Raw genomic sequence first — 13,293 nt, forward strand, 5'->3', positions numbered from 1 at the left:
GCCAAGAGCCGACCGCGGCGTGCGCGGCCGACGGATTGCGGGTGATGTCCCATGGCCCAGGGTGACCCCAGCTCCCAGATCGTGCTTGCCCTCGACAGCTCCACCGACATGCTGGCCTGCGCAGTCGCGCGCGTCGCTGCCGATGGTTCGATGGAGCTCCTCGCCTCTGGCGACCACCTTTGCCGCCGTCGCGCCAACGTCGAGCTCACCACGACGGCGCTCGACGTGCTGGCGCGTGCCGGACTCTCCATGGGCGACGTCACTTCCGTGCTGGTGGGCCGCGGCCCCGGCTCGTTCACCGGCGTGCGCATTGGTATCGCCACCGCGAAGGGCCTGGCCTGCGGGTGCGGGATTCCCCTGCACGGGGCCTCTACCCTCGACGCCGTCGCCTGGGGCGTGTGGGAGTCTGGCGTCCGCGGCATGCTGGCGGTGCTGGGCGACGCCATGCGCGGGGAGCTGTATCCCGGCGTGTACCGGTTGGACGAGTCCGGTGCGCACCGCCGCTTCGACGTGGAGCGCGTCTGTGCCACAGATGTTGCCGTGTCCGAGCTCGCCGCTCGGTCGGACGCGGGCGAGCTGCTTCTTGCGGGCGACGGGCTCAAGAAGTATCGCGCGCGCTTCGAGGCGGCGGGGCTTGCGCGGGTCGCCGACGAGGCGCTCTGGCACCCCAGCGCCTCGGGCCTCCTGAGGTCGTTCCTCTCGCCCGACTGGGTGCCGGCGGTGGGAGACGGGGATCCGGCGCTGGTCCTGCCTGTCTACACCCGCCTCTCGGACGCGGAGGAGAACGAGCGCAAACGCCTGGGGCTTGGGTCTCCTGCCAGCGTGAGGGTCACCGGCACTGCCGACGCGCTGGCCGGCCGGCACCTGCAGCTGCGCCCCATGTCCGTGAACGACCTCGATGCCGTCGCGGCGCTCGAGGCTGGCACGTACCAGGTGAGCGACCACAGCGCCTGGACGCGCCAGATGTTCTACGAGGAGCTCTTCGCTCCCCAGCGCAGCTGGTGGGTGGCTCACGACCAGGGCGAGCTCGTGGGGTTCGCAGGGGCGAGCCTCGCGGGATCCGACTTCGAGCTGCTGGAGGTCGTGGTGGCCGAGGGGCGCCGCCGCGAGGGAATCGCGTCCAGGCTGCTGGGCCGCGTTGCCTATGACGGACAGACGCTCAACGCCACTGCCATGACGCTGGAGGTGGCGGAGGACAACGCCGCTGCCCGCGAGCTGTACGCGCGTCTCGGCTTCGTCGAGGCGGGTCGCCGCCGGGGCTACTACGGCCCCGGTGCCGACGCGCTTCTGATGCGCGCCGAGCTGCCCCTTGGGGCGGACGCGTCGCTCGTGGCGGACCAACCCCAGCCCAGCGCCTCCATCCGACCCTGGCCCATCGTGCCTGGCGAGCGCAACGTCGCCTCCCGCGACGCGCTGGCCAAGGCGGGCGACCTGGTGCTGGCCATCGAGTCGTCCTGCGACGAGACGGCCATGGCCGTCATCGACTCCAACGGCGTGGTCTGCGCCAACGTGGTGGCGACCTCCGTCGACTTCCACGCCCGCTTTGGCGGCGTGGTGCCCGAGATAGCGAGCCGCAAGCACGTCGAGGCCGTCGTCGGCGTCTTCGAGGAGGTCATGGCTCAGGCGGGCGCGCACTTCGGCTGCGACACGCTGGCACCGTCCGACCTCGCCTGCGTGGGCGTCACGGCCGGACCCGGCCTGGTGGGGGCCCTCGTCGTGGGGGTCGCCTTCGCGAAGGGCCTCTGCGCCGCCGCGGGGCTGCCCCTCACGCCGGTGAACCACCTCGAGGGGCACCTCCTGGCGAACCTCTTCGAGACCCCGGACCTGCAGCCCCCCTTCGTGGCTAGCCTGGTCTCGGGTGGCAACACCATGCTGGTCCACGTGCGAGGCTGGGGAGACTACCAGCTCCTGGGAGCCACGATCGACGACGCCGTGGGAGAGGCCTTCGACAAGGTCGCCAAGGCACTGGGTCTGGGCTATCCCGGCGGCCCCGTGATCTCGAAGCTCGGGGCGCAGGGCAACAAGAAGGCCATCCACTTCCCGCGCGCCATGATGCACAGCCACGACTACCGCTTCTCGCTGAGTGGCCTCAAGACGGCGGTCATCACCTACATCGAGGGGGAGAACAAGGCGGGTCGTCCCATCAACCTGCCCGACCTGGCGGCGTCATTCGAGGCTGCGGTCATCGACGTGCAGGTGTCGAAGGCCATCACGGCGGTGGGCGAGACGGGCGTCAGCGACTTCTGCGTGGGTGGTGGCGTGGCGGCGAACCCCGCGCTCAGGGCCGAGTACCGCAAGAAGCTCCCGCGGCGTGGCGTGCGCGTGACCGTGCCGCCCATGGTGGTGTGCGGGGACAACGGTGCGATGATCGCCGTGGCCGCGCTGCGCAACTGGAAGGCCGGCGTTACGGCCGACCTCACCCTGGATGCGGACCCCAACGCCAAGTTGGGCTGCTGGTCGTCCGAACTGGCGCCCGTCGTTGGCGAGGGCTGGCCGCCGAAGAAGGCCGGCAAGTAGGAGGGGCCGGCGCTCCCGAGGCTAGGTTTCGAGCTCTTCGAAGTCGTACGGCTGAAGGTCGGCGAGTAGGAGGGGCTGGCACTCCCGTCGGCTCGCGGCCCGGTGCTGACGGAGCGCCGGGTCGCGCCGGCACCCCACGACCTCGTGCTGCCTGTCGCTCGCGTCTCGCTGGCACCTCGTGACCCCGCACCGCTCGCCTGTCGCCTTGGGGCCCGCTCCGTCTGCCGGCCGCCTTGTGAACCGCGTCGTCTGCCGGCTGCTCGTTGCTCGTGCCGCCAGCTCCTCTCGCTTAAAAAGAAGTTAATAAAATTGTTTGCTGTTTTTTGATTTATTAATTGATTTAAATTTTCAGCTGTTTAGATTTCCGCAGGTAGATGACATGTGTTGTTTTCTAGTTGTATGCGGAATCCGCATACAACTCGCGTGGCAGACGATTGCGCGATTGAATGCTGCCGTATCGGGTGGCTGGCGACCCAAAAAGCGCATGTCTGCACATTGCTTGCGTGCAGCTGCCTGCGGTCGAATTCCCGTGAAGATGAGAATTGCGAGATACCGGCCAATATCATGTCTCCCAATGGAGGGGTTATGGAGAGAGGTGATTATCTACTATGAAACTGTTTCTTGGACATTGGACGGCGCTGCGCCTCTGGAGGCGGCTGCGGATACGTGGTGTTACGCCTCCCGTCGCCCGCCTGGGCCGTCTCGACGGCTGCGTCTGCCGCAAGCGGCAGCTCGTCGACTGCGGAATCAGCCTCTCTCCCCCTGCCGTCTCCTCGCGCGTGGGTTGCGCCGACCTGGAGGTAGCGCTCGTCGGCCCGACGTCCGGGGACGTCCGTCTTGACCTTCTCGTGGGCGACCGCGCGGCGATAAGCGGCCTGAGGAACGTCAGGCACCACCTCCTTGCCGGCGCGCTCCCTCCGGGCTCGCTCAGGATGGTCGCCGACGGCATCTACCTGCCCAGCCCAGAGCTTACCTACCTTTTGCTTGCGCCCGAGCTCTCTGGGCTGCGTCGAATCGCGCTGGCCCACGAGCTCGTGGGGAGCTACGCGCTGGATCCTGCCTCTCCCAACGGTTTCGCGAGTGGCCTGACGCCGGTCACGTCGCTCGACCGGCTGAGGGGCTACCTGGAACGCTCGACCTGCCGCCGCTGCGCGGCGAGGGCTCTCGAGGACCTGGGGATGGTGCACGAGGGCAGCGCCTCCCCGCGCGAGACGGACCTGGCCATGGCGTTCTGCCTGCCCGCACGCGACGGGGGCTACGGGCTGGGACGCTTCGAGATGAACAGGGAGCTGAGCTTCGGGGGCGAGCTTGCGGCGTTGGTGGGTGGGGTCCGGCGGTACCCGGACCTTCTCTTCCCGGACGCGCGGGTGGTCGTGGAATACGACAGCGACCAGTGGCATGGCGGGGGCCTGAAGCCGAGTCTGGACAGGGACCGGTCGGATGGCCTCTCCGCGGCTGGCTACACGGTGCTCACCTTCACCAACCTGCACTTTGGCAGCTACGAGAGCTTTGCCCGACAGATGCGTCGGCTTGCGGGGCATCTGGGAGAGGACCTGGCATGTGAGGACGAGGCGCTCGTCTTTGCCCGCAGGCGCCTCTTTGACTTCCTTCGCTCTCCTGGTCGGCTCGTGTACTAGGGGGTCTGGGCTCTGGAGTTGCTGCGTCGTCGCCCGGACGTCTGCCGCGAGACTCCCGTGCCCGTCGCGAGGCTCCCGTACCTGCTGCAAACTCTCGTTGTGGCATCCCCGCGCCTCCCTGGAAGTTAGTTTCCAAATTTGTGTGCGGTTTTTCTCTTCACTATTTGATATAAATTTTCAGGAGAATACGTTTTCGCAGGTAGAAGCATTGGGCCGATTTTGAGTTGTGTGCGGAATCCGCATACAACTCTGAGGAGCTGCGAAGCCTGGGACCGCTGCCGCGCCGGGGGTTGCGGAGCTGGGGGGCCGCTGCTGTGCTGGAGGGGGCCGCACCGCGCCGCCAGCTCCGTAGCGCCGCTGCGACAGAGGCGCCTCGCCACATGCAGCCGCGCCAGTGCCGCGCGCCGTCGCTCTGTGGCAGGTGAGAATCACGCGCGTTACCTGGATGTTTCATATCCCACGAAGTTTGCGTCACGCGCGTCCGAGGGGCGTAGCTTATGCCTAGCGACGTAACTTTCTCGCATTAAGTTGCAAGGGGGAGGGGAATGGGTCCCCTCCGGTTGCGCTCGCGGAAGGGGTCTTAACAGACAGTCAGGAAGAAAGAGGAACCGCCATGACCACCGACTCTCGCACAGCCATCACAAACGCCACCCAAGACGAGAAGCGACAGCACGTCTCGCGTCGTGACTTCCTCAAGCTCTCGGGCATCAGCGCCCTGAGCATCGCCGGAATGACCGTCCTCACTGCCTGCGGCCCCGCAGCCCAGAGCTCTACCACAGACAACAGCTCCGCATCCTCTGCCTCTGCCTCGAACGATGGCACCCTTGGCGATGGCAAGACCCTGCGCATCGGCATGGAGGCGGCGTACGCCCCCTACAATTGGCAGGTGTCCGAGGCGAGCGACCACACCATTCCCATCCAGAACGTGAGCGGCGCGTACGCTGACGGCTACGACGTTCAGATGGCAAAGGTGGTCGCCAACGCGCTCGGCATGGAGCCGGTCGCCGTGAAGATGAGCTTCACCGGCCTCATCGACGCCCTCAACAACGGCCAGATCGACATCATCATGGCCGGCATGAGCGCCACCGAAGAGCGCTGCCAGGCCATCGACTTCTCCGACCCCTACTTCGAGGGTGGCTTTGGCCTTCTGGTGAAGAGTGACTCGCAGTACGCGAGCGCCACCAGCCTCGAGGACTTCTCGGGCGCCGCCGTCCTGGGCCAGAAGGACACCATGCTCGACGACGTGATCGACGACATCCCCGGCGTCAACCACCTCACGCCGGTCGACTCCGTGCCCTCCCAGATCTCGCAGCTCAACCAGGGCACCTGCGACGCCATCACCTTCAACACCGAGAACACCGATGGCTTCCTCCGCGCCAACCCCGGACTGGTCGCCGTCCAGTTCGCCGAGGGCAAGGGCTTCACGGAGACCGTTCCTGCCAACGCCGGCATCGCGAAGGGTCAGGACGCAGTCCTCGCCAAGATCAACGACGCCCTCGCGACCGTCTCCACCGACGAGCGCCAGTCCGTCTTCGACGCCTGCGTCGAGCGCCAGCCGGCGTAGTCCGGGCAGCGCACCAGGCTGTTCCCAACCACGCCAAGTCGTTCCCAACCCGGAACGCGCACCTCGTCTCCCGCATGTCGGGCGACGAGGTGCGTCGCCGCTCCTCTCCCCAATAATTCCTAGGAGGTTGTGCTCATGGGCACGGACCGGGAGGGCCTTACCGGACCCACCGAAACATCGCCTGCCGAGGCTGGCGCGCCAGACGCGCCAAGGTCGCACGGACGCCTAGCCAGCTTCGTGACATCAGACCACCGATACGTATTCCTGGGTACGAGCGTCCTCGCGCTTGCGGGCATCTGGCTTTCGATGCAGCCCCGCTCCCCCTGGAGCTTCCTCAGGGGCGCCTACGCGGTGGAAGTCGTCCTGTACTACGTCCTGGTGGCGTGGGTCGCGCTCTCGCTCGTCGCGCTCGCCAACAAGCTCGCCAGGTGGCGCGACTACATGCGGGTCTCCCCGTTCGTGCGTCCCGGCGCCAAGCGAGCGGAGAGGTACCTCTCGTATGCAGTCGTGGCCATCTTTGCCGTGCTCTTCGTCGACCGCGCCGTGATGGGGCTATGCTCGGCGGTGTCGGCAGCCATCTCGTCTGATTCGAACCCGACGGACTTTCTGGGCGGAGCCATCTACATGCTCTACGAGGGCCGCGACGTCTTCGCGAAGGGCATCGCCACCACCATTGGGCTCGCCACCTTCGGCACGGTCATCGCCTTCTTCCTCGCCATACTCCTGGTCTTCCTGCGCATACAGACGGTTGACCGCCCCGACAACGACCTCGTCCGCTTCCTCAAGGTCGTGGGCACCACCTTCGCCAAGGCCTACTCCGCCGTGGTGCGCGGGACCCCGATGATGGTCCAGTCCCTGCTGATCTACTTCGCTGGCTTCGCCATCCTGCGCGGGACCGGCATGAGCACGTCCCAGATCGGCGCGATCTGGAGCACCTTCGTCGCCGGCCTCACGACCATCTCGCTCAACTCCACCGCTTACATGATGGAGGTCCTGCGCGGCGGCATCGAGGCGGTCGACGCGGGCCAGGCCGAGGCTGCACGCTCGCTGGGCCTCTCGCAGTGGCAGGCGATGACTAAGGTCGTCTTCCCCCAGGGCATAAAGAACGCGATCCCCGCCCTGTCCAACGAGCTCGTCGTCAACATCAAGGACTCCTCCGTCCTCTCGGTCATCGGCGTCTTCGACCTGATGTTCGCGACGACCACGGTGGCTGGCATCTACTATCGCCAGCTCGAGGTGTACGCCATCGCCGCGGTCTGCTACCTCGTCCTCACCATGGTCGCCTCCAAGCTGCTCTCGATGTTCGCGCGGCACCTCGAGGTGCAGAGCCCCGGGCCGGTGCTCTCCACGTCGGACATGACCTCGACGCACGGCACCGCCGGCGGCATGGCAGACCCCAGCCGCGTCAGGCTCTCCCCGAGGCACCCCGCCGAGAAGAACGACATGGGAGGCAGGTAGGACATGGGCTTCCGCGAGCAAGAGGTCGTGACTCCGATGATGGCAAAGAGGGAGGAAGGCCCCATGGACCCAATCATCCGCGTCGAGGGGCTGCGCAAGTCGTTTGGCAGCAACGTCGTGCTGAGGGACATCGACTTCCAGGTCATGCCCGGCGAGGTCGTGACGATCATCGGGGCCTCCGGTTCCGGCAAGTCAACCCTGCTGCGCTGTATCAACCTCCTCGAGACGCCCGACGCGGGCCACGTCTGGTTCCATGGAGAGGACCTTGCCTCCCGGCACGTGGACGTGAATCGCCTGCGCGAGAAGATTGGCATGGTCTTCCAGGGCTTCAACCTCTTCAACAACATGGACGTGCTCCAGAACTGCACCCTCGCTCCCGTCACGCTCGGCAAGATGGGCAGGGAGGAGGCCGAGGCCGAGGCGATGCGCAACCTCGAGTCCGTTGGGCTCGCGGGCTTCGCGCATGCCGCCGTCACGTCCCTCTCGGGCGGGCAGAAGCAGCGCGTTGCCATTGCCCGCGCCCTCTGCATGAAGCCCGACCTCATGCTGTTCGATGAGCCCACCTCTGCCCTCGACCCCGAGATCGTGGGAGAGGTGCTCTCCGTCATGCGCGACCTGGCCGCCCAGGGGATGACCATGGTCGTTGTGACCCACGAGATGGAGTTCGCCAAGAACGTCTCGGACAAGGTCGTGTTCATGGACCAGGGCGTCATCGCCGAGTCCGGGGACCCCGGGAAGATGTTCTCCTCCCCAGAGCTGCCGCGCACGCGCGAGTTCCTCGCGCGCTACCTCGACGGGCCGAAGGCGGGGGAGTAGGGCGTGGCCGAGGTCTGGCGCTACTTCGCGCACGAGGACGACTACCCCGACCTCGACGGCGACGCCGCCTGCCGCAGGCTCGGTGACGCGCTCGCCATACCCACGGTGGACGGCCCGTCCCGGGAGCTGACCGACTGGGCGGCGTTCGACTGTCTCGAGGGCCATCTGCACGCCTCCTTTCCCCTGACCTTCGCCGCGGCGACAGCCGAGCGCGTTGACCACTCCCTCCTGCTCACGCTTCCGGGAAGCGACCCCTCGCTCGACCCGGCCCTGTTCATGGGTCACGTCGACGTGGTTCCCGTGGTCCCCGGCACGGAAGGCGACTGGACGCACGACGCGTTCTCGGGGCACGTGGACGGGGAGTACGTGTGGGGACGCGGCGCGCTGGACATGACCGACCAGGTCGTGGGGTACTTTGAGGCGATCGAGTACGCGCTCTCGCATGGTTGGGCGCTTCGCCGCACGCTCCTCGTCGCCCTCGGGCAGGACGAGGAGACCCTGCAGTCTGGAGCCCGGCGCATGGGCGCGCTGCTCGCCGGGCGTGGGATTCGCCTGGCATGGCTGGTGGACGAGGGCGACTACCGCATCGTGGACACCGGGCTCTACGGGGCCCCAGGCCACCACGGCATGAGGGTCAGTCTCGCCGAGAAGGGCTACGCCGACCTGCGCCTTACGGTGAGGAGCCACGGCGGCCACTCATCGAACCCCTTCGGGGGCAGCTCCCTGGCCACGCTTGGCGAGGCGATCGCCCGCGTGGCCAGGGACCCTTGGCCCGTCGAGCTGACGGAGCTGAGCCGCAGGACGCTCGAGGCCGTGGCACCCTGGGTGAGTCAGGAGCCGCTCGCCTCTCTGGTGAGGTCAGGTGAGGGGGAGGGCACGCGGGACGCGATCGACCGCAACGCCGATGCCATCGCCCGGCTGTTCCTCGGCTCGCGCGAGCTCTTCCCCCTCGTCACCACCACGGTGGCGCCCACCATGATCGAGGGCGGGTCCAAGCAGGCAAACGTGCTCCCGCAGGACATGAGCGCCGTCGTCAACTTCCGCATGCTTCCCGGGGTGACCTGCGCGGCGGTCGTGGCGCGGGTGAGGGAGCTCCTGGCAGACCTGCCTGTGGAGGTCGAGCTGCTTGCCGAGGTGAGCAACAGCCCGTCGCAGGTGTCGCGTTCGGACGGTCCGGGCTTCAGATTCCTCGAGCGCGTCGCCGCCCGCTATTTCAGGGAGCCTGAGTCGGAAGAGCCGCTCAAGCTGATTCCCGCCATCGTCGTTGGCGCGTCGGACGCCCAGATGTACGACTGCGTTTGTGACTCGTGCCTGCGATTCTCCCCCTTCGTGGCGGATGACGAGGAGGTCGAGCGCGGTGTTCACGGCACCGACGAGCGCATCACGCGACGCGCCTACCTGCAGGGCGTGCGCTTCCTCATCGGGCTCATCCGCGAGGCGCTGCTCTGATCGGGACACCCCGGCGAGGGCCCCGACGTCCCTTGCCGGGCCATGATGTCCCGCACTGGACTATAGAATGAGCGAGAAAATCGTGCGTCCGCGGCCGTGGCCAAGTCCCAGACCCGGGTCCGTGGGAGGTTGGGGGAGAGGACCATGGCAGCCGATCTGGTCGTCGCATCGCGAAGGGTCTTCGACGGGCTGGGGGATGAGGCCGACCCTCTCTCGTTCGCTGTCGAGGACGGCCACATCACGAAGGTCGCCCACTACGACCAGGCCGACGAGCTTGTCGGTCCGGGCGCGCGCGTCCTCGACTTGGGCGACGCCTTCGTCTGCCCCGGCTTCCACGACGCCCACCAGCACGTTCTGCACGCGGCGCTCTTCCCCTCCGCGCTCGCCACGGAGTATCGGGGCACGAGCGAGGCCGACTGCGTCTCTCACATGGTCGAATTCGCCAGGACGAGGCCGGCTGACGGCTGGCTCTTGGGCCACGGCTGGCGCGAGACCTTTTGGGATTCGCCCATGTCCCCCACCAGAGCGTCGCTCGACGCCGCCTTCCCCGACCGCCCGGTGGCCATGTACTCCGGCGACGCCCACACCCTCTGGGTCAACTCGGCGGGCCTTCGCGCCTTGGGCATCGACGAGGGGACCGAGCCGCCCGCGGGAGGTTCCTTCGACCGCGACGCCGATGGCAGGCTCACGGGGGTGCTCCGCGAAGCGGCGGGCATGCTCTACGTGGGCCGCGTGCTGGGGAGCTTCTCCATGGGCGAGCTTCGCAAGATCTACCGCGACTACTTCCGGAGGCTCAACGCCATGGGCGTCACCTCCGTCTGCGACATGGCGCTCTCCTTGGTGCCGGGTGCCGACGGCATCAACCCGCAGGTCTATGAGGCACTGCTGCAGGCGGGCGAGCTCAGCCTGCGCGCGCACCTCTTCCCCACGCTGGGAGACGACCAGTCGATTCTCGAGGGCCTGCAGTCCCGCTGGCGAGGTCCGCTGCTCCGCGCTCCCGGCTTCAAGCAGTTCTTCGACGGGGTGAGCAGCCAGCACACTGCCTGGGTGAGCGACGAGTACGCCAACCCCCGCTTTGCCGGCGACGTGGGGCGTCCCACCGTGGCGCCCGAGCGCATGCGCGAGCTGGTGCTGGCCGCAGCCGGGCGTGGGCATGCCGTGCGCATCCATACCATCGGCGACGAGGCCGTCCACGCCGCCGTGGGCATCTTCGAGGAGGCGAGGTGCCTCTTCGGCACGCCGAGCCAGGGCGCTAACACACTGGAGCACATCGAGGACATCCACCCCGAAGACGTCGCCCGCCTCGTCCGTGCCGGCGTGGTCGCCTCCGTGCAGCCTCCGCACGTGACGATCGACGTCGACCAGCCCGCTCGAGACCTGGGGGAGTGGCGCGCCGAGCGCATGTGGCCCTTCGACGAGTTCGCCCGCCAGGGCGTGACGATGGCCTTTGGCACCGACGCCCCCGTGGTGCCCCCCAACAGCCTTGACGTGCTCTGGTGCGCCTTCGAGCGCAGCGCGCCGGACACCCACCTCCCCACAGGCGGCTGGTACCCGCGGCATGCGGTGGGCCGCGCGGCGGCGCTTCGTGCCTACTCGGCGGGGTCTGCGGCGGCGGTGGGCCGCGGGCGTGAGCTGGGGGCCATCGCGCCTGGCATGCTCGCCGACTTCGTCGTCTGGGATGCGGACCTCCTCGAGGTCCCCGCCGAGGAGTTCCAGCGGGCGCGCCCCATGGCCACCTACCTGGGCGGGCGTGCGGTCTGGGAGGCGTAGCGCCGAGGCGGACCGCCCCTCTCTCCCGGCCTCGCAAGCTTCGAGCTGCTAGGATTGCGGGTAGGCCAAGAGAAGCGAGGTTGCCATGCAAGACGGATTCGTCAAGGTCGCGGCGCGCACGCCCCAGGTCCGCGTGACCGACGTCGACTTCAACCTGAGCGCCTGCGTGGCCGAGACGACCGATGCCGTGCGCTCGGGCGCGCGCTTGGTGGTCCTGCCCGAGCTCTGCGTCACGGGCTACACCTGCGAGGACCTCTTCTGGCAGCAGTCCCTCGTCAAGGCGGCCGAGAGGGCCGTCGCCTCCTTCGCCCAAGAGACCGCCTCGCTGGACGCCCTCGTCTTCGTGGGCTGCCCCGTGAGCGTCGCCGGCAAGCTCTACAACTGCGCGGTCGCCGTCGCGTGCGGCCATGTCTTGGGCATCGTGCCCAAGCTCAGCATCCCCACCTACAACGAGTTCTACGAGGGCCGTCACTTCGTCGCAGGTCCCCTCGACGTCACGCTCGTGGACTTCGCCGGCCAGTCTGGCGTCCCCTTTGGTGCGCGCCAGCTCTTCTGCTGCGAAAGCCTGCCCGACCTCGTGGTCGCGGCTGAGGTCTGCGAGGACCTCTGGGTAGCCAACCCGCCCTCCATCGCGCACGCCATGGCGGGGGCCACGGTCATCTGCAACCTCTCCGCCTCCAACGCCGTGGTGGGCAAGGCGGACTACCGCCGCTCCCTCGTGGTGGGGCAGAGCGCGCGCCTGGCCTGTGCCTACGTCTACTGCAGCGCCGGCTGGGGCGAGTCCACGCAGGACGTGGTCTTCTCCGCCCACGACATGGTGGCCGAGAACGGCTCCCTCCTTGCGGAGGGCAGGCCCTTCGGCGAGCGGCAGGCCACGTCCGAGATCGACCTCGAACTCCTCGTGGGCGAGCGTCGTCGCCTCTCGACCTTTGCCACGGCTGCCTCGCCCGAGGCTGCGGGCTACGTCCGCTCGAGCTTCTCGCTCGAGCCCGCCGAGACGCCCCTCACGCGTTGGGTCGACCCGCACCCCTTCGTGCCCGATGCGTCCCAGACGCGCGCGCAGCGCTGCGAGGACGTGCTGGCCATCCAGTCGCACGGCCTGGCCCGCCGCCTCGGGCACATCCATGCCAAGTCCGCGGTGATCGGCGTGTCTGGTGGCCTCGACTCGACGCTTGCGCTGCTCGTGATGGCGCGTGCCTTCGACCTCCTGGGCCTCGACCGATCCGGCATCGTCGCCGTGACCATGCCCGGCTTCGGCACCACCGACCGCACGCACGACAACTCGCTCGAGCTGTCGAGGGCGCTGGGGGCGACCCTGCGCGAGGTGGGCATCGTGCCTGCCGTCCGCCAGCACTTCGCCGACATCGGACACGACGAGGCCCTGCGCGACGTGACCTACGAGAACGCCCAGGCCCGCGAGCGCACCCAGGTCATCATGGACATCGCCAACCAGGTGGGGGGCATCGTCGTGGGCACGGGCGACCTCTCCGAGCTCGCCCTGGGCTGGTGCACCTACAACGCCGACCACATGTCCATGTATGGCGTCAACGCCGGCGTGCCCAAGACGCTGGTGCGCCACCTCGTGAGGCACGTGGCCGACACGACGGAGTCCGAGCCCCTGAGGCGCGTGCTCCTGGACGTGCTGGACACGCCCGTCTCGCCCGAGCTCCTCCCCGCCGAGGAGGACGGCAGCATCGCCCAGCGCACCGAGGACCTGGTGGGTCCTTACGAGCTGCACGACTTCTTCCTCTACCAGGCGCTCAGGCGTGGCTTCGGCCCGCGCAAGGTGTTCCGGCTCGCCCGCTACGCCCTGGGCAAGGACTACGACGACCAGACCATCCTGCGTTGGCTCAAGACCTTCTACCGGCGCTTCTTCTCGCAGCAGTTCAAGCGCAGCTGCCTGCCGGACGGCCCCAAGGTGGGCTCGGTGGCGGTGAGCCCCCGCGGCGACCTGCGCATGCCCAGCGACGCCAGCTCCGCCCTCTGGCTGAGCGAGCTCGAGGGCCTGTAGCTGCGCCAACGGCCCGACAGATTCCCTCAGGGGAGAGGATCCACGACCCTCGTTGGCGGCTCCTCTCCCCT

General features: G+C 68.1%; 8 protein-coding genes. All 8 read left to right on the forward strand.

Translation table 11 applies throughout. The features are described 5' to 3' along the window. Positions 1-51 precede the first annotated feature (51 nt). Entirely contained in the window at positions 52-2,517 is a 2,466-nt protein-coding gene (gene tsaD / locus HMPREF1868_RS00315; protein ID WP_062529380.1) for a tRNA (adenosine(37)-N6)-threonylcarbamoyltransferase complex transferase subunit TsaD, read from the forward strand. A 608-nt stretch (positions 2,518-3,125) separates the two neighbouring features. After that, complete coding sequence (locus tag HMPREF1868_RS00320) at positions 3,126-4,154, forward strand: PDDEXK family nuclease (RefSeq protein ID WP_062529382.1); 1,029 nt, start codon at positions 3,126-3,128, stop codon at positions 4,152-4,154. A gap of 613 nt (positions 4,155-4,767) precedes the next feature. Next, positions 4,768-5,718, forward strand: coding sequence for a transporter substrate-binding domain-containing protein (locus tag HMPREF1868_RS00325; protein ID WP_062529384.1), 951 nt, complete (start codon positions 4,768-4,770; stop codon positions 5,716-5,718). 135 nt (positions 5,719-5,853) lie between these two features. After that, positions 5,854-7,176: an amino acid ABC transporter permease gene (locus HMPREF1868_RS00330; protein ID WP_062529386.1), complete on the forward strand. Its 1,323-nt coding sequence runs from the start codon at positions 5,854-5,856 to the stop codon at positions 7,174-7,176. A gap of 63 nt (positions 7,177-7,239) precedes the next feature. Further along, positions 7,240-7,992, forward strand: a complete 753-nt coding sequence (locus HMPREF1868_RS00335; RefSeq protein ID WP_304437890.1) for an amino acid ABC transporter ATP-binding protein — start codon at positions 7,240-7,242, stop codon at positions 7,990-7,992. A gap of 3 nt (positions 7,993-7,995) precedes the next feature. Then, the gene (locus HMPREF1868_RS00340) at positions 7,996-9,441 is read left to right on the forward strand and encodes a M20/M25/M40 family metallo-hydrolase (protein WP_062529388.1); all 1,446 of its coding nucleotides are present in this window, start codon (positions 7,996-7,998) and stop codon (positions 9,439-9,441) included. A 144-nt stretch (positions 9,442-9,585) separates the two neighbouring features. Further along, complete coding sequence (locus tag HMPREF1868_RS00345; protein ID WP_062529390.1) at positions 9,586-11,211, forward strand: amidohydrolase; 1,626 nt, start codon at positions 9,586-9,588, stop codon at positions 11,209-11,211. A gap of 85 nt (positions 11,212-11,296) precedes the next feature. Next, positions 11,297-13,222 carry an NAD(+) synthase gene (locus HMPREF1868_RS00350; RefSeq protein WP_062529392.1) on the forward strand — a complete coding sequence of 642 codons (1,926 nt, stop codon included), beginning with the start codon at positions 11,297-11,299 and terminating at the stop codon, positions 13,220-13,222. Positions 13,223-13,293 lie beyond the last annotated feature (71 nt).

Source organism: Olsenella sp. DNF00959, from assembly GCF_001553055.1.
Lineage (GTDB): Bacteria > Actinomycetota > Coriobacteriia > Coriobacteriales > Atopobiaceae > Olsenella_I > Olsenella_I phocaeensis.

Coding starts and splice junctions, on each gene's coding strand:
- tsaD (WP_062529380.1), top strand. CDS start 52: ATGGCCCAGGGTGACCCCAGCTCCCAGATCGTGCTTGCCCTCGACAGC.
- HMPREF1868_RS00320 (WP_062529382.1), top strand. CDS start 3,126: ATGAAACTGTTTCTTGGACATTGGACGGCGCTGCGCCTCTGGAGGCGG.
- HMPREF1868_RS00325 (WP_062529384.1), top strand. CDS start 4,768: ATGACCACCGACTCTCGCACAGCCATCACAAACGCCACCCAAGACGAG.
- HMPREF1868_RS00330 (WP_062529386.1), top strand. CDS start 5,854: ATGGGCACGGACCGGGAGGGCCTTACCGGACCCACCGAAACATCGCCT.
- HMPREF1868_RS00335 (WP_304437890.1), top strand. CDS start 7,240: ATGGACCCAATCATCCGCGTCGAGGGGCTGCGCAAGTCGTTTGGCAGC.
- HMPREF1868_RS00345 (WP_062529390.1), top strand. CDS start 9,586: ATGGCAGCCGATCTGGTCGTCGCATCGCGAAGGGTCTTCGACGGGCTG.
- HMPREF1868_RS00350 (WP_062529392.1), top strand. CDS start 11,297: ATGCAAGACGGATTCGTCAAGGTCGCGGCGCGCACGCCCCAGGTCCGC.